The following is a 20739-nucleotide window of genomic DNA, read 5'->3' as shown; positions in this document are numbered from 1 at the left end:
CCGATCTCCCGATCTCCCGAAGGAAACCCTCATGAGCACCCGCCTCCGCACCCTCGGCAGCAAGACCGCAGGCCCGGGCCGGTCCGTCTACATCACGGGCGAGATCGGCATCAACCACAACGGCGACCTGAACAACGCCTTCGCCCTCATCGACGCGGCCGCCGAGGCCGGCTGCGACGCCGTCAAGTTCCAGAAGCGCACCCCCGAGATCTGCACCCCGCGCGACCAGTGGGACATCGAGCGGGACACCCCCTGGGGCCGGATGACCTACATCGACTACCGCCACCGCGTGGAGTTCGGCGAGGACGAGTACCGCGCCATCGACGAGCACTGCGCGAAGCGCGGCATCGACTGGTTCGCCTCCCCGTGGGACACCGAGGCCGTCGCCTTCCTGGAGAAGTTCGACGTCCCCGCCCACAAGGTGGCCTCCGCCTCCCTCACCGACGACGAGCTGCTGCGCGAACTGCGCGCCACCGGTCGCACCGTGATCCTCTCCACCGGCATGTCCACCCCGAAGCAGATCCGGCACGCCGTCGAGGTCCTGGGCAGCGACAACATCCTGCTCTGCCACGCCACCTCGACCTACCCGGCCAAGGCCGAGGAGCTCAACCTGCGCGTGATCCAGACGCTCCAGGAGGAGTACCCGAACGTCCCGATCGGCTACTCCGGCCACGAGACCGGCCTCCAGACCACGCTGGCCGCGGTCGCCCTGGGCGCCACCTTCGTCGAGCGCCACATCACCCTCGACCGCGCCATGTGGGGCTCCGACCAGGCCGCCTCCGTCGAGCCGCAGGGCCTGCAGCGCCTGGTCCGCGACATCCGCACCATCGAGGCCGCCCTCGGCGACGGCGTCAAGAAGGTCTACGAGTCGGAGCTCGGCCCGATGAAGAAGCTCCGCCGGGTCCAGGGGCTCGTCGCCGCATGACCGGGCAGCTGGCGTTCGTCGAGAGCCCGGTCCAGCTTCTGAACGTCCTGGAATGGGCCCACACGGCCGCCCACCGGGACCCGCCCCGCCTCCGGGCGGTCCCGCCCCAGCCGACCCGCCGCGCACCCGTGGCGGCGGCCGGCGGACGGCCCGACGGCCCCTCCGGGCGGGGCGGCACGCCCGCCCTGGCGGACGGACCGGGTCGTCCCGACTCCGGCCTCCCCGCCCGTACCGCCCCCGGAGAGGGCACCGCCCCGGCCGACCTCACGGTGGTCGTCCTCTCGCCCACCGACCCGATGTCCCGCGGCCAGCTGCGCCGCATGGCCCAGCTGGCCAGGGACGAGGGCATCACGGTGAAGTGGCAGGACGCCCGCCAGGGGCGGGGGGCCGTGGTGCGCACGCTCCGGGAGCTCGCCCGGCCGCTGCGCACGGCGGAGCGGGTGATCGTGGGCGACCCCTTCTCGCGCTACGTCCAGCTGCTGCTCACCCTGTTCGGCCCCCGCCGGGTCACCGTCGTCGACGACGGCACCGCCACCATGGAGTTCGCCGCCCAACTGGCGCGCGGCGAACGCCTGGTGCGCTGGCACCGGCGGGGCAGCCGGGGCCCGCGCGAACTGGTGCTCGCCCCGGTGACCTCGATGGCCCGCCGCAAGCTGGCCCCGGGCCGGCACCGCGCGGTGGAGATCTTCACCTCGCTGCCGGTCGAGCCGCCGCCGGGCACCACGGTGCTCGTCAACGACTTCTCCTGGACCCGGTCCCGCTTCGGCCCGCCCCGGCTGACCCGCGGCGCCGACCTGGTCGGCACCTCGCTGGTGGAGACCGGCGTCGTCGACCCCGACGAGTACCTGCGGGCCGTGACGGTGCTGGCCCGCACCCACGGCGCCACCCGCTACTTCGCGCACCGCCGCGAGAGCGCCGAGAAGCTGCACCGGATCGCGGTGGAGACCGGCCTGGAGGTGGTCCGCCCCGATCTGCCGCTGGAGCTGATCGCCCGCCGCGGCCCCATCGGGCGCACGGTCGTCAGCTTCCCGTCGACCGTCGTGCACACCCTGCCGCTGGCCCTCGCCGGCACGGGGGTGAAGGTGGCCGTCTGCGAGATCGCCCCCGAGTGGCTGCGGGAGAACGCCTCACCGCGCGCGCAGGGCTTCCTGGCGGGCGTCGCCGGCACCGCGACCCTCACCGAAAGGCTCGAATTCGGGTAAGCGTACCCACAGAGGGTGACCGTCATGCCTGCGGAACCGGATTTCTTTCCCCTAACGGGCTGAACTTTTCGTGATCAACGGGCAGTTGACCTCTCTTGGGGCCTACCCTTCAAAAGGTGAACCAGTTGAAGTCCCGTGAGCCCGGCTCCGACGCGGCGCCCGCAACGCTGCCCGGAACGCTGTCCGACACCCTGCGCGGCGAACTGATCGCGTTCCGCAGGGACTTGCACATGCACCCCGAGCTCGGCAACCAGGAGTTCCGCACCACCGCCGCGCTCAAGGAGCGGCTGGAGGCGGCGGGCCTGGCGCCGAAGGTGCTCGCCACCGGCACCGGTCTGATGTGCGACATCGGCACCTGGGACCGGCGGCGGCCCATGCTGGCGATCCGCGCCGACATCGACGCGCTCCCCATTCCGGACACCAAGTCCGTGGCGTACCGCTCCACCCTCCCCGACCGCGCCCACGCCTGCGGCCACGACGTGCACACCACCGCCGTTCTGGGCGCCGGGCTCGTGCTCGCCGAGCTGGACCGGCAGGGCCGCCTCCCGGCCGCCGTCCGGCTGATCTTCCAGCCCGCCGAGGAGGTGCTGCCCGGCGGCGCCGCCGACGCCATCGAGTGCGGCGTGCTGGACGGCGTCGGCCGCATCATCGCGGTGCACTGCGACCCGCGGGTCGACGCCGGCCGGATCGGGCTGCGCCCCGGGCCCATCACCTCCGCCTGCGACCGCCTGGAGGTCACCCTCGACGGCCCCGGCGGCCACACCGCCCGCCCGCACCTGACCACCGACCTGGTCACCGCGGCCGCCCGGGTCGCCGTGGACGTCTCCGCGGTGCTCGCCCGCCGGGTGGACGCCCGCTCGGGCCTCTCGGTCACCTGGGGCCGGATCGAGGCCGGGCATGCCTGCAACGTCATCCCGCAGCACGCCGAGCTCTCCGGCACCGTCCGCTGCCTGGACCTGCCGACCTGGCGGGAGGCCCCGGACCTGGTGCACGCGGCGATCGACGAGATCGCCGCCCTGCACCGGGCCAAGTCGACCGTCGACTACGTCCGCGGCGTCCCCCCGGTCGTCAACGACCCGGTCGTCACCGAGCTGCTCCGCGACGCGATGGCGGCCCGGCGCGGCCCGTACGCGATCGAGGACACCGAGCAGTCGCTCGGCGGCGAGGACTTCTCCTGGTACCTGGAGCACGTCCCCGGCGCCATGGCCCGGCTCGGCGTCCGGACCCCCGGCGACACCCGGGTGCGCGACCTGCACGCCGGCGACTTCGACGTGGACGAGCAGGCCATCACCGTCGGGGTGGAGCTCTTCACCGCGGCGGCCCTCCTCGACGCCGCCGCGGGGAGCTGACACCCGGCGTTCACAGAAACGCCGAATACCGGACTTTAAGTACGACTTAATGGCGGGCCGGTTCTCGTTCCTCCGTCCGGCCCAGCCCCCGGCGTGTCGGATCGGGGCCCGGCCCGTACCTCCGTACCAGCGTGTATGACGGGCCGTATCGGGCCGGACGCCGGGGGTTGCCAGTTGGCCGGTTCGCGTCGATCCGATAACGACTCATGAACGGGTCTTTAACTGACATCTACGCGCGTTACGATCGCCGCGAAACCAGCGCCGGAAGAGGCGCTTTCGGTCAGTCTCGAAGGGACCCTCCTCTTGCGCCGGATCACCAGGATCACCACGGTAGGCATCGCCTCCGCGGCCCTCGCCCTGTCCGCCACCGCCTGTGGCAAGTCGTCGACGGACGCCGGTTCGAGCCCCAGCTCCTCCACCGGCGCCACCAAGGCCGCCATCGCGTACGACATCGGCGGCCGCGGCGACCAGTCCTTCAACGACGCCGCCTACGAGGGCCTGAAGAAGGCCGAGGACGAGCTCGGCGTCAAGGGTGCCGAGGCCGAGCCCTCCGAGGGTGAGGGCGACGCCGACAAGGTGCAGCGCCTGACCGCTCTGGCCCGCGCCGGGAACAACCCGGTCATCGGCGTCGGCTTCGCCTACGCCCCGGCCATCGAGAAGGTCGCCAAGGCCTACCCGAAGACCACCTTCGGCCTCATCGACGACACGTCGAAGACCGGCCCGAACATCGCCAACCTCGTCTTCAACGAGGAGCAGGGCTCCTACCTGGCCGGCGTCGCCGCCGCCAAGGCGTCCAAGACCGGCAAGGTCGGCTTCATCGGCGGTGTCGAGGTTCCGCTGATCAAGAAGTTCGAGGCGGGCTTCGTCCAGGGCGTCAAGGCCACCAACCCCAAGGCCGAGGTGCTCACCCAGTACCTGACCCAGCCGCCGAACTTCGACGGCTTCTCCAAGCCCGACCTCGGCAAGGCCGCGGCCCAGGGCCAGCTCGACAAGGGCGCCGACGTGATCTACGCGGCCGCCGGTCTCGCCGGCTCCGGCGCGATCGAGGCCACCTCGAAGGCCGGCAAGTGGGCCATCGGCGTCGACTCCGACCAGTACAACCAGAAGGGTCTGGCCGCGTACAAGGCCAACATCCTCACCTCGGTCACCAAGGACGTCTCGGACTCCGTCTTCAACCTGATCAAGTCGGTCAAGGACGGCAAGCCGCAGACCGGTGAGATCCGCTACGGCCTCGCCACGGACGGCGTCGGCCTGGCCGACTCCAACCCCGAGTACAAGAAGATGACCGACCTCATCGCCGCCGTCGAGAAGGCGGAGAAGGACATCGTCGACGGCAAGATCACGGTCAAGACCACGCCGTAACGGCACTCGGGTCACGACCTGAGCCCGCGGGCCCGGTCCCAGTGGCACCCCCACTGGTACCGGGCCCCGGGCCCATTCCCGTACGGGTTTTCAATTTTCGGCAGCGCTACGCGTGTAGATAGCCCACCGGCACGATAACTTCGCCCCGCCCTGCCCCTCCGCCCCCGCTCCTTCCGGCCAAGGAGAGTGCGCCATCAACGCGTCCAGCCCCCCTGCCGTAGAACTCCACGGCATCACCAAGCGGTTCCCCGGCGTCGTCGCCAACAAGGACATCGCCATCACCGTCCGCAAGGGCACCGTGCATGCCCTCATCGGCGAGAACGGTGCCGGCAAGTCCACCCTGATGAAGATCCTCTACGGCATGCAGAAGCCGGACGAGGGCACGATCGCCATCGACGGCGAGCAGGTCTCGTTCTCGAGCCCCGGCGACGCCATCGCGCGCGGCATCGGCATGGTGCACCAGCACTTCATGCTCGCCGACAACCTGACGGTCCTGGAGAACGTCGTCCTCGGCGGCGAGAAGCTCTACGGCATCGGCGGCAAGGCCCGCCGGAAGATCCAGGAGATCTCCGACGCGTACGGCCTCGGGGTGCGCCCCGACGTGCTGGTCGAGGACCTCGGCGTCGCCGACCGGCAGCGCGTGGAGATCCTCAAGGTCCTCTACCGCGGTGCCAAGATCCTCATCCTCGACGAGCCGACCGCCGTGCTCGTCCCGCAGGAGGTCGACGCGCTCTTCGACAACCTGCGCGAGCTCAAGTCCGAGGGTCTGACCGTCATCTTCATCTCGCACAAGCTGGGCGAGGTCCTGAAGGTCGCGGACGACATCACCGTCATCCGCCGCGGCACCACGGTCGGCACCGCCGACCCGAAGACCGCCACGACCAAGCAGCTCGCCGAGCTGATGGTCGGCACCGAGCTGCCCTCGCCGGAGACCCGCGAGTCGACGGTGACGGACGTGCCGATGCTGCGGGTGCAGGGGCTGACCCTGGTCGAGGCCGGGGCCGCCGTCGGCGCCCCGCTGACCACCGCCGCGCCGGCCGACCCGTCCACCACCGTCGACGTGCACGACGAGGCCGTCGCCGGCCGCAAGCTGCTCGACGACGTCTCGCTCACCATCCACAAGGGCGAGATCCTGGGCATCGCCGGCGTCGAGGGCAACGGACAGACCGAGCTCATCGAGGCCCTGATGGGCATGAACAGCCCCGACGCGGGCGTCATCACCCTCGACGGCACGGACATCTCCAAGGTCTCGGTGCGCAAGCGCCGCGAGGGCGGCATCGGCTACATCCCCGAGGACCGGCACCGCCACGGCCTGCTCCTGGAGGCCCCGCTCTGGGAGAACCGCATCCTCGGCCACGTCACCGAGGCGCCCAACTCCAAGCGCGGCATCCTCGACCCGAAGGCCGCCCGCAAGGACACCGAGCGGATCGTGCGCGAGTACGACGTCCGCACCCCGGGCATCGACGTCACCGCGGCCTCGCTCTCCGGCGGCAACCAGCAGAAGCTGATCGTCGGCCGCGAGATGAGCCACAGCCCCAAGTTCCTGATCGCCGCCCACCCCACCCGTGGTGTGGACGTCGGCGCCCAGGCGCAGATCTGGGACGCGATCCGCGACGCCCGCCGCGAGGGCCTCGCGGTGCTGCTGATCTCCGCCGACCTCGACGAGCTGATCGGCCTGTCCGACACGCTCCGCGTCATGTACCGAGGCAAGCTGGTCGCCGACGCGGACCCCGCCACCATCACGCCCGAGGAGCTGGGCTCCGCCATGACCGGCGCGGCCACCGGCCACCTCGAAGGCGCCGAAGAGCACCCCGAAGACGGTGACGCCCGATGATGAAAATCGACAAGGACAAGCTGATCATCGGGGCCGCCGGCCCCGTGCTCGCCCTGGTCACCTCGTTCGTCCTCACCGTGCTGGTGCTGCTCGCCACGGGTCTCGACCCGATCGAGCCGATCCGGCTGATGATCGAGAACGCCGGGTACTCGGACATCCAGGTCCTGATCGTCAACCAGACCGGGATCTACTACCTGGCGGCCCTGGCCGTGGCCGTCGGCTTCCGGATGAACCTCTTCAACATCGGCGTCGACGGGCAGTACCGCCTCGCCGCGATGATCTCGGCCGTGGTCGGCGCCTCCGTCGAGCTCCCGGGCCCGCTGCACATCCTGCTGATCGTGCTGGTCGCGATGCTCACCGGTGCCCTCTGGGCCGGTGTCGCGGGCATCCTGAAGACCACCCGCGGGGTCTCCGAGGTCGTCTCGACGATCATGCTGAACGCCATCACCACCGCCCTGGTGGCCTGGCTGATCCTGCCGAAGAACTTCGGCGTGCAGCCGGCCGGCTCCAACAACCTCACCACCGGTGACATCGCCGAGTCCGGCTGGTTCCCGGGCGTGGACATGGGCGAGGGCAACGGCGAGATCTACGGCTTCACCTTCGTCGCGCTCGCGCTCGGCGTCGTCTACTGGTTCGCGCTCAACCGCACCAAGTTCGGCTTCGACCTGCGCGCCACCGGCGCCAGCGAGTCCGCCGCGCAGGCCAGCGGCGTCGACGCCAAGAAGATGATCCTCACCACGATGCTGATCTCGGGTGCGCTGGCCGGTCTGTCGGGCATGCCGACGCTGCTCGGCGAGACCCACACGTACAGCCTCGACTTCCCGGTCGGCGTCGGCTTCACCGCCATCGCCATCGCCCTGCTCGGCCGCAACCACCCGGTCGGCATCCTCTTCGCGGCCCTCCTCTTCGCGTTCCTGGACAAGGCGTCGAGCTCGCTCGACACCGCCGGGTACCCGAAGGAGATCACCCAGATCATGCAGGGCATCATCGTGATCGCCGTGGTCGTCTCCTACGAGCTCGTCCGCCGTTACGGCCTCCGTCGCCAGCAGCAGAAGGTCGGCGAGCAGCTCGCCGCCGGCGGCGCCATCAAGACCGACAAGGAGGTGGCGGCATGAGCACCGGCACCGTTGCCAAGCCGAGCGCCGCGCCCAAGAGCGCCGGGCGCCGCAAGCTGACCTGGCCCTGGATCCTGCTGATCGTCGCGGCCGGTCTCGTCCTCTTCTCGCTGGTCCGGGTCATCTCGGGAGCCTCCGACCTCACCTCCGTCGGCCAGGTCTCCGGAGCCCTCCAGCTCGCCGTGCCGATCGGCCTCGCCGGTCTCGGCGGTCTGTGGGCCGAGCGCGCGGGCGTCGTCAACATCGGTCTCGAAGGCATGATGATCCTGGGCACCTGGTTCGGTGCCTGGGCGGGCTACCAGTGGGGCCCCTGGACCGGCGTGCTCGTCGGTGTCCTCGGCGGCGCGCTGGGCGGCCTGCTGCACGCGGTCATCACCGTGACGTTCAACGTCAACCACATCGTCTCCGGTGTGGCGATCAACATCCTCGCGGTGGGCTTCACCCGCTACCTGTCGAACTTCACCTTCGCCGAGGCCGAGGGCGGCTCCTCCAAGCAGTCCCCGCGCATCGACCAGATCACCCAGATCACCGTCCCGGGGCTCTCGGACTGGCTGCAGGACCTCCAGCAGAAGCACTGGTTCCTGATCTCGGACCTCGCCGGCATCCTCGGCGGTCTGGTCACCAACCTGTCGCTGCTGACCGTGGTCGCGATCCTGCTGATCCCGGCCACCTGGTGGCTGCTGTGGCGCACCTCGTTCGGCCTGCGCCTGCGCTCCTGCGGTGAGAACCCGGTCGCGGCCGAGTCGCTGGGCGTCAACGTCTACAAGTACAAGTACATCGCCGTCACCGTCTCCGGCGGTCTGGCCGGCCTCGGCGGCGCGTTCCTCGCGATCGTCGCCACCGGCATCTACCAGGAGGGCCAGACCGGCGGCCGCGGCTACATCGGTCTCGCCGCGATGATCTTCGGCAACTGGATGCCGGGCGGCATGGCGATGGGTGCCGGCCTGTTCGGCTTCACCGACAGCCTCAAGCTGCGCGGCGGTGCCGAGAACGTCCACGCGCTGCTGCTGCTGGTCGCGCTGCTCCTGGTGATCGCCACGCTGTGGCAGCTGTACAAGAAGAAGTACGTGGTCGCGGGCGTCTCCGCCGCCTTCGCCGTCGGCTTCTTCCTCTGGTACGCGTTCACCGACGAGGTCCCGAGCCAGTTCGTCGACGCCGCGCCGTACGTCACCACGCTGCTCGTGCTGGCCCTGTCGGCGCAGCGGCTGCGGATGCCGAAGGCGGACGGCCTGCCCTACCGGAAGGGCCAGGGCAAGTGACGACGCCCGCCCCGAAGCCGGACTGGGAGGCCCTCCGGGCGGCGGCGCGCGAGGCGATGTCCCACGCGTACGCCCCCTACTCGGCCTTCCCGGTCGGCGCGGCGGCGCTCGTGGACGACGGACGGGTGGTCTCCGGCTGCAACGTGGAGAACGCCTCGTTCGGACTGGGCCTGTGCGCCGAGTGCGGCCTGGTGTCGCAGCTCCAGGCGACCGGCGGCGGCCGGCTGACGCACTTCGTGTGCGTGGACGGCCGGGGCGAGTCCCTGGTGCCGTGCGGCCGGTGCCGGCAGCTGCTGTACGAGTTCGGCGGCCCCGAGCTCGTCCTGGAGACGCCCGCCGGCCTGACCACGCTGGCGGAGATGCTGCCGCAGGCCTTCGGCCCGGAGCACCTGAGCAAGTAGCACGTCGGAGCGGCCCTTCCGCCACCATGGAAGGGCCGCTCCCGCCTTCCCACCCGTATCACCCTCTATGCGCGTAGAAAGAGGCTCCACCATGGACGTCATCTCCGTCATCCGCACCAAGCGGGACAAGGGCGAGCTGAGCCCCGAGCAGATCGACTGGGTCATCGACGCCTACACCCGCGGCGTGGTCGCCGACGAGCAGATGTCCGCCCTGGCCATGGCGATCCTGCTCAACGGCATGAACCGCGACGAGATCGCCCGCTGGACCGCGGCGATGATCGCGAGCGGCGAGCGCATGGACTTCTCCTCCCTCTCCCGCCCGACCGCCGACAAGCACTCCACCGGCGGCGTCGGCGACAAGATCACCCTGCCGCTGGCCCCGCTGGTCGCCGCCTGCGGCGCGGCCGTGCCGCAGCTCTCCGGCCGCGGTCTCGGCCACACCGGCGGCACCCTCGACAAGCTGGAGTCCATCCCCGGCTGGCGGGCGCTGCTCTCCAACGAGGAGATGCTGCACGTCCTGGACACCACCGGCGCGGTCATCTGCGCGGCGGGCGACGGCCTGGCCCCGGCGGACAAGAAGCTGTACGCGCTCCGCGACGTGACCGGCACGGTGGAGGCGATCCCGCTGATCGCCTCCTCGATCATGTCGAAGAAGATCGCCGAGGGCACCGGCTCCCTGGTCCTCGACGTGAAGGTCGGCACCGGCGCCTTCATGAAGAACATCGAGGACGCCCGTGAGCTCGCCTCCACGATGGTGCAGCTCGGCACCGACAGCGGCGTGAAGACCGTCGCGCTCCTCACCGACATGTCGACCCCGCTCGGCCTCACCGCGGGCAACGCCCTGGAGGTCCGCGAGTCCGTCGAGGTCCTCGCGGGCGGCGGCCCGGCGGACGTCGTCGAGCTGACCATCGCCCTGGCGCGCGAGATGCTGACCGCGGCCGGCATCAAGGACGCCGACCCGGCGAAGGCCCTCGCGGACGGCTCGGCGATGGACGTCTGGCGCCGCATGATCCAGGCGCAGGGCGGCGACCCGGACGCGACCCTCCCGGTCGCCCGCGAGCAGCACGTCGTCACCGCCCCGTCGAGCGGCGTCCTGACCCGCCTCGACGCGTACGACATCGGCATCGCCGCCTGGCGCCTGGGCGCCGGCCGCGCCCGCAAGGAGGACCCGGTGCAGGCCGGCGCGGGCATCGAGCTGCACGCCAAGCCGGGCGACACGGTCACGGCGGGCCAGCCGCTGCTGACCCTGCACACGGACACCCCCGAGAAGTTCGACTACGCCCTGAAGTCGCTGGACGCGGCCTGGGACATCGCCCCGGAGGGCACGTCCTTCACGGCGAACCCGATCGTGCTGGACCGCATCGCGTGATCCTCTGATCGCCTCTGGCATGCGCCGGCGACACCTTCGGGCGAACGGGACCGGTGGACCCCCACCGGTCCCGTTCGGCATGCTGGGATCGGTGCCGACCGATCGAGGAGCACGCCATGAGCGATCGGATCGAGAGGCTTCACGGGTACGCGACCGCCGAGTTCCCCGTCAGCTGACCAACAGGCCCACCAGCTCGCGCATGTCGTCGAAGACCACCGTGTCCGGGCCCATCAGCCGGTCCGCGCGGGTGAGGCCGCCGCAGTAGCCGAAGGCGCGCATGCCGGCCGCGCGGGCGGCCTGGACGCCGTACGGGCTGTCCTCGACGACGGCGCAGCGCTCGGGCGGGACGCCCATCGTGGCGGCGGCGTGCAGGAAGAGGTCGGGGGCGGGCTTCGGGTGCGGGACGTGACGGGCGCTGAAGACGCGGCCCTCGAAGCGGTCGAGCAGGCCGGTCCTGGTCAGGTTGGCGCGGATGCTCTCGGGGCTGCCGTTGGAGGCCAGGCAGAAGGGCACGTCGAGCGCGTCCAGGACCTCCGTGATGCCCTCGACCACCGTCAGCTCCGCGTCCAGTGCCTCCTCGTAGCGCGGCCGGAACGGGTGCTGCCAGTCCGGGGCGAGCCTGCGCCCGGCCCGCTCCTCGACGAGCGCGGTGAGGCGCGTGTGGGAGACGCCGACGAAGAGCTCCGCCATCTCCGCCTCGGTGAACTCCGCGCCCACCTCCGCGAAGACCTCCCGGTCCACCCGGCAGTAGACGCGCTCGCTGTCGACCAGAACACCGTCACAGTCGAAGATCACCAGTTCGACACGATCATGAGTCATGGGCCGAGCCTAAGGGGCGCCGGAAGCGCGGTGCGATGAGTTACGGGGGCGACGGCGGTCCCCCTTGGTGTGGACACCTCTCGCACCCTCGAACTGCGGCTCACCGGACGCCCCGCCCCGGACGAACTCGGCCGGCTCTGCGCGCTGCTCGACGCGGCCGAGCCCACCGACGTCGTCTGCGAGCTCGACGGCCTGGGCCGGGCCGATCTCGGCGTCGTCGACGCCCTGGCCCGGCTGCGACTGGCCGCCCGGCGGCGCGGGCACCGGCTCACCTTCCGGGGGGCCGGGCCCGAGCTGCGCTCCGTACTGGAACTCGTCGGGCTCGGCGGGCTGCTCTGACGGGCGGGCGGCTCAGGCGGGCAGCCGGTCCGGCAGGTCGAAGAGCGGGAACCAGCGCTTGGTGTCCAGGAAGAAGTCCATCCCGCCGACCTTCCCGTCGTGCACCTGGAGCACGATCAGCGCCCACGGGGCGAAGCCGCCCTCCGGGTCCGGGTGGTAGTGCGCGAAGGCCGGCGAGCCGTTCGCCACGGTCGGCAGCAGCTTCGAGCCCCGGCACACCTCGCCGACCCCGAGCATCCAGCCCACGATGTCCTCGTGGCCCCGCAGCCACAGGTCGTACGGCGGCATGGACATCGTCGCGTCCTCGTGGAGGAGGGCGGTCAGCGCCTGCATGTCGTAGCCCTCGAAGGCCGCCACGTAGCGGTCCAGGAGCGCCTTCTGCGCCTCGTCCAGCGGGTCCGCCGCGTCCGAGGCGGCCGGAGCCTGCTCGGCCAGCGTCGCCCGGGCCCGCTGCAGCGCGCTGTTGACCGAGGCGACCGTGGTGCCGAGCAGCTCGGCCACCTCGCTCGCCTTCCACGCGAGGACCTCGCGCAGGATCAGCACCGCCCGCTGCTTCGCCGGCAGGTGCTGGAGCGCCGCCACGAAGGCGAGCCGCACGGTCTCCCGGTGGACCGCCGTCTCCGCCGGGTCGGCCACCGACGGCAGCACCCGCCCGTCCGGCACCGGCTCCAGCCAGGTGATCTCGGGCCGCTCGTTGAGCCTGGCCTGCGCCACCGGCGTCGGGTCCGTCAGGTCCATCGGCCGGGCCCGGCGGTTGCCCGCGTTGAGCGAGTCCAGGCACACGTTGGTGGCGATGCGGTAGAGCCAGGAGCGCAGCGAGGAACGCCCCTCGAAGGAGTCGAGCGCGCGCCAGGCGCGCACCATCGTGTCCTGCACCGCGTCCTCCGCCTCGAAGGCGGAGCCCAGCATCCGGTAGCAGTAACCCGTCAGCTCCGTACGGTACTTCTCCAGGTCATCGGTCAGCACGTCCATCGAGTCCACCCCACTCGCCCCTCACCGGCACCGGGTATCGGGGCCGATGAGGGGAAGCTATCGCAGGGCACCGACAATCGCGGGCCGACCGGCCTCACGTGCCGGGCTTGCGCCCGTACACGAAGACGTCGTCGCCGTTCCTGAGCAGGTTCCAGTACGCCTTGGCGTCGGCCGAGCGCATGTTCACGCAGCCGCCCGAACCCGGCGGGTTCCACATGGACTTGGTCGTCGAGTGGAAGGCCTGGCCGCCGTCGAAGAACTGCGCGTACGGCATCGACACGTTGTACAGCGTCGACCAGTGGTTGATGTTGCGCCAGTAGATCTTCTTGGCGCCGGTCCGGGTCGGCGAGGCCGCCTTGCCCGTGCGCACCGGCACCGGGCCGTACTTCAGCCGGGAGCCGTCCTGGATCCAGCTGAGCTGCCGGGTCAGGTCGACGCAGGCGATCCGCCCCTTGTTCGTCGGGCACTTGCCGTCCCGGTTCGGGTTGGTCCCCGCCGCCCGCTGCGCCAGCATCGTCGACATCGTGCGCCAGGTGACCGTCCCCGCGTAGCCCGCGGACGGCGTGATGCCGTGCTTGAGCTGGAAGGACCGGATCGCCTTGCAGTCGGCGAGCGACTGGCGCCCGTCGACCGGCCGGCCCAGGAACTTCTCCACCTGCTTCTGGTACGGGCCGGTCGTCACGTTGCAGGACGCCGCGGCCGCCGGTGCGGTGCCGAGCGCCACCGTCGTCGGCACCGTCAGAGCCGTCACCGCGAGGCCGATGACGGCTCTCCTCCGTATCGCGTTCATGATCGTCAACTCCCCCTTGAGTCCTGCTGATTACGACGCTCGGGGGAGCCGGACAGTTGCAGCGGATCAGCAGGCGACCCGCAGCCGGCGGGCCTCGGCCCGCGCGCTGTGCGTGCCGTAGAGGGTGACCGACACGACGCCGAGCACCGCCACCAGGCCGATCAGGACCGTCCCGGCCCAGCCGCCCGCGTGGAAGGCGACCGCGCCGAGCGTGCCGCCCGCGCTGCTGCCGAGGTAGTAGGCGGACTGGTAGAGCGCCGAGGCCTGCGCGCGGCCGGTCTTCGCGGTGCGGCTCACCGAGGAGGAGGCGACCGCGTGTCCGGCGAAGAAGCCGGCCGTGATCAGCACCAGGCCCGCGAGGACGGCGGGCAGCGCGTCGGCGAGCGAGAGCAGCAGGCCCGCCGCCGTCGTGGAGACGGCCAGGTAGAGCGCCCCGCGGCGGCCGAGCCGGCCGACCAGCCTTCCGGCGGCGGCCGAGGAGACTGTGCCGACCAGGTAGACCAGGAAGATCGAGCCGATCACGCCCTGGGGGAGCGAGAACGGCGCCTCGACCAGCCGGTAGCCGATCACCGTGTACACGGCGCCGAACACCGTCATGAACAGCGCGCCGATCGCGTACAGCCGCATCAGCAGCGGGTCCGCCAGATGCTCCCGCACGGTCCGGCCGAGCGCCCTCGGGTTCAGCGGGCCGGGCGTGAAGTGCCGGGCCTTGGGCAGCAGCGCCCGGAAGGCGACCGCGCAGACCACGGCCATCAGGCCGACGGCCGCCAGGCCCGCCCGCCAGCCCCACAGCTGGGCGACCCAGCCGGTGACGATCCGTCCGCTCATCCCGCCGATGGAGTTGCCCGCCACGAACAGGCCGATCGCGGCGATCAGCGCCTTCGGCCGGACCTCCTCGGCGAGGAAGGCCATCGCCGAGGCGGGCACGCCGGCCAGCGCCGCGCCCTGCACCGCGCGCAGCGCGATCAGGACCTCCAGGCTGGGGGCGAGCGGGACGAGGAGTCCGACCAGAACGGCGACCGCGAGCGAGGCCGTCATCATCGAGCGCCGCCCGAAGCGCTCGGACAGGGCGCTGAGGGGGATCACGCACAGGGCGAGCGCGCCGGTCGCGGCGGAGACCGTCCAGGAGGCCGCCGACGCGGTGGCGCCGAACTCGGCCGAGACGGCGGGGAGGAGGGCCTGGGTGGAGTAGAGGAGGGCGAAGGTGGCCACTCCTGCGGCGAACAGCGCGAGGCTCATCCGGCGGTAGCCGGGGGCACCGGGGGAGAGGCGGGAGTCGGCGGCCGGGCTGGTGACGGCCGCCTTGGTACTGGCGGAAGGCATGCCTCGAACGTAGGACGGCCCGGTTCATGCGTCCAATGCACGGACCTGCTGTAATCGTTCCCATGCTGCATGAGTACAGGTCACAGCCTCGCCTGTCACCGAACAGTAACGAAGAAGACATGGGACTGCTGCTCGCGCCGCGGCTCGCCTACTTCGCGGCCGTCGCCCGGCACGAGCACGTGACCCGGGCCGCCGCCGAGATGGGCGTCCCCCAGTCGACCCTCTCGCGGGCCGTGGTCCGGCTGGAGGAGGACCTCGGCGTCGCCCTGTTCGCCCGCCGCGGCCGCACGGTCTCGCTCACCCCGGCCGGCCGCCGTTTCCTGGCCTCCGCCGAGCGGGCGCTCGCCGAGGTCGAGAAGGCCGCCGACTCGGTCCGGGCCGACGCCGACCCCACCGCCGGCCGGGTCGCCTTCGGCTTCCTGCACACCATGGGCTCCGAGACCGTGCCCGGACTCCTCCGCGCCTTCCGTGCCGACCACCCCAGGGTCCGCTTCACCCTGGTGCAGAACTACGGCGAGGCGATGATCGAACGGCTCCGGGCCGGCGAGCTCGACCTCTGCCTGACCTCCCCCGTGCCGGACGCCCCCGACCTGGTCGCCCGCCGCCTCGACGAGCAGCGGCTCCGCCTCGTCGTCCCCGACGACCACCGCCTCGCGGGCCGCAAGCGCATCCGGCTGGCCGAGGCCGCCGACGAGACCTTCGTGACCCTGGAACCCGGCTACGGGCTGCGCCGCATCACCGACGACCTGTGCGCCCAGGCCGGGTTCAAGCCCCGGATCGCCTTCGAGGGCGAGGAGGCCGAGACCCTGCGCGGCCTGGTCGCCGCGGGCCTCGGCGTCGCCCTGCTGCCCCCGCCGGCCGTCGCCCGCCCGGGCGTCGTCGAGCTGGGCGTGACCTCCCCGCGGGCGGTCCGCGAGATCGGAGTGGCCTGGCTCGACGGACACCCGGACACGCCTCCGGTGGCCGCCTTCAAGAAGTTCCTCCTCGGCAAGCGGGGCAGCCTGCTGCCGGAGTGACCCGGGCGTACGGGACGGTCCGCGCCCGGCGGGCCGCCGCCGGACGCGCCGTCGCGGGACGGGCCACCCCGCCGGACCCGCGGCCCGCAGGCCGGGCGCCGCCGGACCGCTACCGCAGCGAGCGCCCGAACCCGGCCGCCAGCGGCATCCGCAGCCCCAGCGGCGGCGGCGCGGCCATGGCGTCCGCGAGCGGCCGGCTCGGCGCGTGCGAGAAGAGCGCGGACAGTACGAAGTCGGCGGCCAGGGCTCCGACTTCCTCGTGGTACTGGCGCAGCGCGTGCCCGTCCGCGTGCACCTCGAAGCGGCAGGTGTCCCGGTTGGACTTCTTGGCCCGCTCGGCGAAGCGGTAGGACAGCTCGGGGTCGGTCCGGGCGTCGTTCGTCCCGTGGACGATCAGCACCCGCCGCCCGACGAGCTGCCGCACCGGCTCCGGCTCGGCCGCCCGGTCCTCCTCGGGCAGCCAGGGCGCGAGCGCCAGCACCGCCGACACCGCCGGGTGGCCGGCCGCCCGCAGCGCCGCCCGTCCGCCCATCCCGCGGCCCAGCAGGCAGACCGGGACGTCGCCGTAGCGCCGTACCGCCTCGGAGACCGCCCAGGAGGCGTCCTCGGCGAGTTGGGCGTCCGTGCCGTTCCAGCCGCGCCCCCGGTAGCGGACCACGTGCGCGACCAGTCCGTCGGCCCGGCCCGCGCGGGCCAGCCGGCGGGCCAGCGGCAGGGCCGTTGCGTGGGCGAGGGGGGAGGGGCCCCGCGCGGAGGAGGGCTCGCCGTCCGGGAGCAGCAGGACCACCCCGCCCGCCTCGGTGACCGGGTTCGTCGCTCCTGCGGGCCGCCCGAGCCGGGGTCTCCGGGAGCCGGCCGTCCCTACGAGTGCGTAGTGCGCCATGGCAGAACAGTCTCAGAAGCCGAGGTGTACGCCATCCGTACGCGCGGTCACTGTTACGTATCGCCCGGCGCGTCCCGTCGGCCGAACGGCCGCCTCCCTCACGTCCGTTCGAAGCAGTGCACGCTGCCGACGGTGACGAAGCCGCGCCGTTCGTACCAGTGCCGGGGCCAGTCGTCGGCCAGGGCCGTCAGGAAGCGGGTGGTGCAGCCGGCCTCGGCGGCGGTGCGCAGGGCGGTGTCCAGGACGACGCCCGCGTGGCCCTGTCCGAGGTGGGAGGCGGCCGTGACGAGGTCCTCGATCTGGGCGACGCCCTCGGTCCGGTCCAGGTACAGGTCGGCCCAGGAGGCCGGCTCGCCCCACGCGTCGTGCGAGGCGAGGAAGCGGACGTCGTCGGCGCCGCGCCGGCGGGCCGTCCGCCGCTCCACGAGGGCGCGGATCACCTCCTCGGGGGCGTCCGGCAGGAAGCGCCGCTGGCTCTCGGTGAGCGGCCCGCGGAGCGCCGGCAGGTCCACCTCGCGGGCCCCGCCGCGCTCGGGCACCGGGCCGGTGTGGCGCATCACGAGGACGGTCGTGAGGGTGTAGCCGGCCCGGGCCAGCGGCCCCGCGCAGGCCTCGCCGGTCGCCGCGTCCAGCACCCACACGGCCCGGTGCGCCAGCGGGGCCATGGCCGCGTCCACGTGGCCGGGCAGCGCATCGGGGTCGGTCGGTCCGTCGATCAGGACGTAGTTGTTCCCGTAGGACAGCGCGTACGTGTCGTCCAGCGCGGCGAAGCCGCCCGGGACCGGGACCGTCCGCTCCGCCTGCCGCCGGGTGAAGGCGGCGAGGAAGGCGTGGATCCGGCGCAGTTCGGCGTCGGCGCCGGCTTCGGCACGGGGGCCGGCGGGATCCGGGGACGGGGCGGGCGCGGCTGCGGTCATACCGCCAGGCTAGGGCGCCCGGCCACCCGGGCGCACCGGAATTCGGGCCGTGGGATGTGGTGCCGAAGAGGCGCGCTCTACGCGCGTAGGCGCTAGAGTGCCGAAATGACGAGCCAGATCCCCAGCACCCCCGCCGCGGACCAGATCCGCCGTGCCCCGAAGGTGCTCCTCCACGACCACCTCGACGGTGGGCTGCGCCCCGGCACGATCATCGAACTCGCCCGTGCCCAGGGCTACGAGAACCTTCCCGAGACCGAGCCCGACAAGCTCGGCGTCTGGTTCCGGGAGGCCGCCGACTCCGGCTCCCTGGAGCGCTACCTGGAGACCTTCGCGCACACCTGCGCCGTCATGCAGACCCGCGAGGCCCTGTTCCGGGTCGCCGCCGAGTGCGCGATCGACCTGGCCGAGGACGGCGTCGTCTACGCCGAGGTCCGCTACGCCCCCGAACAGCACCTGGAGGGCGGCCTGACCCTCGAAGAGGTCGTCGAGGCGGTCAACGAGGGCTTCCGCGAGGGCGAGCGCCAGGCCAGGGCGAACGGCCACCGCATCCGGGTCGGCGCCCTGCTCACCGCGATGCGGCACGCCGCCCGCGCCCTGGAGATCGCCGAACTCGCCAACCGCTACCGCGACACCGGGGTCGTCGGCTTCGACATCGCGGGCGCCGAGGCGGGCTTCCCGCCCACCCGCCACCTCGACGCCTTCGAGTACCTGAAGCGCGAGAACAACCACTTCACCATCCACGCCGGCGAGGCCTTCGGCCTGCCCTCGATCTGGCAGGCCCTCCAGTGGTGCGGCGCCGACCGGCTCGGCCACGGGGTGCGGATCATCGACGACATCGAGGTCGCCGACGACGGCTCGGTCACCCTGGGCCGGCTCGCCGCGTACGTGCGGGACAAGCGCATCCCGCTGGAGATGTGCCCCACCTCCAACCTGCAGACCGGCGCCGCCGACTCGTACAAGGAGCACCCCATCGGGCTGCTCCGCAAGCTGCACTTCCGGGCCACCGTCAACACCGACAACCGGCTGATGAGCGGCACCAGCATGAGCCGGGAATTCGAATTCCTGGTCGAGGCATTCGACTACACGCTCGACGACATGCAGTGGTTCACGGTCAATGCGATGAAATCAGCGTTCATTCCTTTCGATGAACGCCTCGCGATGATCAACGATGTGATCAAGCCCGGATATGCCGAGCTGAAGTCCGAATGGCTGTTCCAGCAGACGGCCACGACCAGCGAGTCTTCCCGCCAGACGAGCTGAACTCCCTCTCGGAAGGGGCACGGAATGCGGCCGGCCGCACGGCGACCGGCCGCATTTCGGTATTTGCGGACGGAGGTTTCGATGATTAGTTTGCGTAGCCACTCTGCATTCCCCGAGATTCCTGAGGACGATTTTCTGATGAAGCAGTCTGCCGCCAAGACGCTCGGTGTCGCCGCTCTCGGTGCCGCTTTCGCCGCTGCCGCCGCCGGCACGGCCTCCGCCACCGCGCTGCCGCTCGGCCCCGACGCGCTCGGCACGGTCACCAGCATCGTGCCGCTCGGCGAAGACGTGACCGACCTCCCCTCCGGCGTCGCCGAGACCCTCGGGGCCGGCCAGGGCGCCCTCAACCTCGGCGCCGAGCAGGGCATCGGGACGCTCCCGCAGATCACCGACCAGGCGACCAAGGCCCTCCCGCCGGTCACCGAGCAGGCCACCAAGGTCCCGATGGACGGCGTGCAGAACGGCCTCGCCCACACCCCGGCCGGTCAGCTCACCGGCCTCCTCGGCGGCCTCCCGGTCGGCGGCCTCACCGGCGGTCTGCCCACCGGCGGCCTGCCCACCGGCGGCCTCGGCCTGCCGGTCTGACGCACCCGCGCTCCCGCACCAGACGCCCGAGGGCGCCCCTCCCGGACCGGGAGGGGCGCCCTCGGGCGTGCGTACGGAAGACGGACCGGCTACCAGGCCGTGCTCGGCGCCTTCTCCGCCGGCAGCAGCACCCACAGCGCCAGGTAGAGCAGGAACTGCGGGCCGGGCAGCAGACACGACACCAGGAAGATCAGTCGCATCGTCCCCGCGGAGATGCCGAAGCGCCGTGCCAGCGCCGCGCACACTCCACCGATCATGCGTCCGTCACGGGGGCGGGCAAGTGCGGCCATGGTGGGCTCCTTCGGAGTCTCGCGGAGGCCGCTTCGTCGGGCCCCCGATGTGACTCCATCCTCGCCCGGGCCCCCGGGACAAAGCGTCGGTCTACGGGGCGATCCCGACCCTGGGAATCGTCGGGGTCACCCCCTGCGGGGAACGCCCCCGTCTCCTCCCCGAGGAGGACCCCACCCCCGACCTGCGGCGCAGCCGCGCCCGCCCGGCCGGCACCACCAACAGATGGGCGAGGGCCACGCCCGCGGTGTTCAGCAGCACCGAGTCCACGTCCACGACCTGCCCCGGCACCGCCGTCTGCAGCATCTCGATCGTCACCGACAACAGCGCCCCCGCCGCCGTCGTACGGGCCAGCGACGCCCACGGCGAGACGGAGAGCCGCCCGTCGGCCATCGGCAGCAGCACCCCGAGCGGGGCGAGGAGCAGCAGCCCCCCGGCGATCCGCCGGGCCGCCTCGGCCGCGCCGAGCGCCAGATCGCCCCTGATCCCGGCCAGCGGGGTCAGGTTCGGCGCGGTCACCCAGGCCACGTCGCGCGGGCGGAGCGCCACCCAGGCGACCAGCAGCAGATGGGCGAGGAGGAGGACGAACCCCGCCACGCGCACGACCATGGCGGCACTGCCGCCCGAACCGCCGGAATCACCCGAACCTTGACGCTGCACGACCCCCAAGACGCGCGCCCCGCCGGAATCGGTTCCGCCGCCCCGGAGACCGAGGTCAGGGGCGCGCCGGG

21 protein-coding genes are annotated in these 20739 nt (G+C 72.1%); 13 read left to right on the top strand and 8 right to left on the bottom strand.

The window, feature by feature from the left end:
• The first annotated feature begins 31 nt into the window (after positions 1-31).
• The 9 genes from ABD981_RS15695 to ABD981_RS15655 all read left to right on the top strand — a co-directional run bounded on the left by ABD981_RS15695 (position 32) and on the right by ABD981_RS15655 (position 10816).
• Positions 32-925, top strand: coding sequence for an N-acetylneuraminate synthase family protein (locus ABD981_RS15695; protein ID WP_046908490.1), 894 nt, complete (start codon positions 32-34; stop codon positions 923-925).
• Positions 922-2127, top strand: a complete 1206-nt coding sequence (locus ABD981_RS15690; RefSeq protein WP_046908489.1) for a hypothetical protein — start codon at positions 922-924, stop codon at positions 2125-2127. Before ABD981_RS15695 ends, ABD981_RS15690 begins: the two co-directional genes overlap by 4 nt.
• Positions 2128-2243: 116 nt before the next feature.
• Entirely contained in the window at positions 2244-3476 is a 1233-nt protein-coding gene (locus tag ABD981_RS15685) for an amidohydrolase (RefSeq protein ID WP_046908488.1), read from the top strand.
• 303 nt (positions 3477-3779) lie between these two features.
• Positions 3780-4838 carry a BMP family lipoprotein gene (locus ABD981_RS15680; protein ID WP_046908487.1) on the top strand — a complete coding sequence of 353 codons (1059 nt, stop codon included), beginning with the start codon at positions 3780-3782 and terminating at the stop codon, positions 4836-4838.
• Between the two features lie 118 nt (positions 4839-4956).
• Entirely contained in the window at positions 4957-6672 is a 1716-nt protein-coding gene (locus ABD981_RS15675) for an ABC transporter ATP-binding protein (protein ID WP_046908486.1), read from the top strand.
• Entirely contained in the window at positions 6669-7787 is a 1119-nt protein-coding gene (locus ABD981_RS15670) for an ABC transporter permease (RefSeq protein WP_046908485.1), read from the top strand. Before ABD981_RS15675 ends, ABD981_RS15670 begins: the two co-directional genes overlap by 4 nt.
• The gene (locus ABD981_RS15665; protein WP_046908484.1) at positions 7784-9046 is read left to right on the top strand and encodes an ABC transporter permease; all 1263 of its coding nucleotides are present in this window, start codon (positions 7784-7786) and stop codon (positions 9044-9046) included. Before ABD981_RS15670 ends, ABD981_RS15665 begins: the two co-directional genes overlap by 4 nt.
• Entirely contained in the window at positions 9043-9447 is a 405-nt protein-coding gene (locus ABD981_RS15660) for a cytidine deaminase (protein WP_046908483.1), read from the top strand. Before ABD981_RS15665 ends, ABD981_RS15660 begins: the two co-directional genes overlap by 4 nt.
• A gap of 91 nt (positions 9448-9538) precedes the next feature.
• Positions 9539-10816 carry a thymidine phosphorylase gene (locus ABD981_RS15655; protein WP_046908482.1) on the top strand — a complete coding sequence of 426 codons (1278 nt, stop codon included), beginning with the start codon at positions 9539-9541 and terminating at the stop codon, positions 10814-10816.
• 168 nt (positions 10817-10984) lie between these two features.
• Here the strand turns inward: ABD981_RS15655 and ABD981_RS15650 are convergent, their stop codons facing one another.
• The gene (locus ABD981_RS15650) at positions 10985-11635 is read right to left on the bottom strand and encodes an HAD family hydrolase (protein WP_123954578.1); all 651 of its coding nucleotides are present in this window, start codon (positions 11633-11635) and stop codon (positions 10985-10987) included.
• A 69-nt stretch (positions 11636-11704) separates the two neighbouring features.
• Here ABD981_RS15650 and ABD981_RS15645 point away from each other — a divergent pair, with 69 nt between their 5' ends.
• Positions 11705-11974 (top strand): STAS domain-containing protein, encoded by a 270-nt coding sequence (locus ABD981_RS15645; RefSeq protein ID WP_046908480.1) that lies wholly within the window; start codon positions 11705-11707, stop codon positions 11972-11974.
• Positions 11975-11986: 12 nt separating this feature from the next.
• Here ABD981_RS15645 and ABD981_RS15640 read toward each other — a convergent pair whose 3' ends face one another.
• The 3 genes from ABD981_RS15640 to ABD981_RS15630 all read right to left on the bottom strand — a co-directional run bounded on the left by ABD981_RS15640 (position 11987) and on the right by ABD981_RS15630 (position 15059).
• Positions 11987-12946 (bottom strand): sigma-70 family RNA polymerase sigma factor, encoded by a 960-nt coding sequence (locus ABD981_RS15640; protein ID WP_046908526.1) that lies wholly within the window; start codon positions 12944-12946, stop codon positions 11987-11989.
• A gap of 94 nt (positions 12947-13040) precedes the next feature.
• Positions 13041-13736 (bottom strand): L,D-transpeptidase, encoded by a 696-nt coding sequence (locus ABD981_RS15635; protein ID WP_046908525.1) that lies wholly within the window; start codon positions 13734-13736, stop codon positions 13041-13043.
• A gap of 66 nt (positions 13737-13802) precedes the next feature.
• Positions 13803-15059 (bottom strand): MFS transporter, encoded by a 1257-nt coding sequence (locus ABD981_RS15630; protein WP_046908479.1) that lies wholly within the window; start codon positions 15057-15059, stop codon positions 13803-13805.
• A gap of 62 nt (positions 15060-15121) precedes the next feature.
• On the opposite strand from ABD981_RS15630, the gene ABD981_RS15625 reads away from it, so the two are divergent.
• The gene (locus ABD981_RS15625; protein WP_046908478.1) at positions 15122-16075 is read left to right on the top strand and encodes a LysR family transcriptional regulator; all 954 of its coding nucleotides are present in this window, start codon (positions 15122-15124) and stop codon (positions 16073-16075) included.
• Positions 16076-16184: 109 nt separating this feature from the next.
• Here ABD981_RS15625 and ABD981_RS15620 read toward each other — a convergent pair whose 3' ends face one another.
• Complete coding sequence (locus ABD981_RS15620) at positions 16185-16862, bottom strand: dienelactone hydrolase family protein (RefSeq protein ID WP_046908477.1); 678 nt, start codon at positions 16860-16862, stop codon at positions 16185-16187.
• A 194-nt stretch (positions 16863-17056) separates the two neighbouring features.
• Positions 17057-17875, bottom strand: coding sequence for a GNAT family N-acetyltransferase (locus ABD981_RS15615; RefSeq protein WP_123954577.1), 819 nt, complete (start codon positions 17873-17875; stop codon positions 17057-17059).
• Positions 17876-17980: 105 nt separating this feature from the next.
• On the opposite strand from ABD981_RS15615, the gene ABD981_RS15610 reads away from it, so the two are divergent.
• Both ABD981_RS15610 and ABD981_RS15605 read left to right on the top strand, forming a co-directional pair.
• Positions 17981-19135, top strand: a complete 1155-nt coding sequence (locus ABD981_RS15610) for an adenosine deaminase (protein ID WP_046908476.1) — start codon at positions 17981-17983, stop codon at positions 19133-19135.
• Positions 19136-19273: 138 nt separating this feature from the next.
• Entirely contained in the window at positions 19274-19720 is a 447-nt protein-coding gene (locus ABD981_RS15605; protein WP_046908475.1) for a hypothetical protein, read from the top strand.
• Between the two features lie 89 nt (positions 19721-19809).
• Here the strand turns inward: ABD981_RS15605 and ABD981_RS15600 are convergent, their stop codons facing one another.
• Both ABD981_RS15600 and ABD981_RS15595 read right to left on the bottom strand, forming a co-directional pair.
• The gene (locus tag ABD981_RS15600) at positions 19810-20010 is read right to left on the bottom strand and encodes a PspC domain-containing protein (RefSeq protein ID WP_046908474.1); all 201 of its coding nucleotides are present in this window, start codon (positions 20008-20010) and stop codon (positions 19810-19812) included.
• Between the two features lie 91 nt (positions 20011-20101).
• Positions 20102-20617, bottom strand: coding sequence for a VanZ family protein (locus ABD981_RS15595; RefSeq protein ID WP_046908473.1), 516 nt, complete (start codon positions 20615-20617; stop codon positions 20102-20104).
• Between the last annotated feature and the right edge of the window lie 122 nt (positions 20618-20739).

Source organism: Streptomyces showdoensis (assembly GCF_039535475.1).
In the GTDB taxonomy this organism is placed as follows: Bacteria; Actinomycetota; Actinomycetes; order Streptomycetales; family Streptomycetaceae; genus Streptomyces; species Streptomyces showdoensis.
This window is presented reverse-complemented; position numbering and strand designations above follow the sequence as displayed.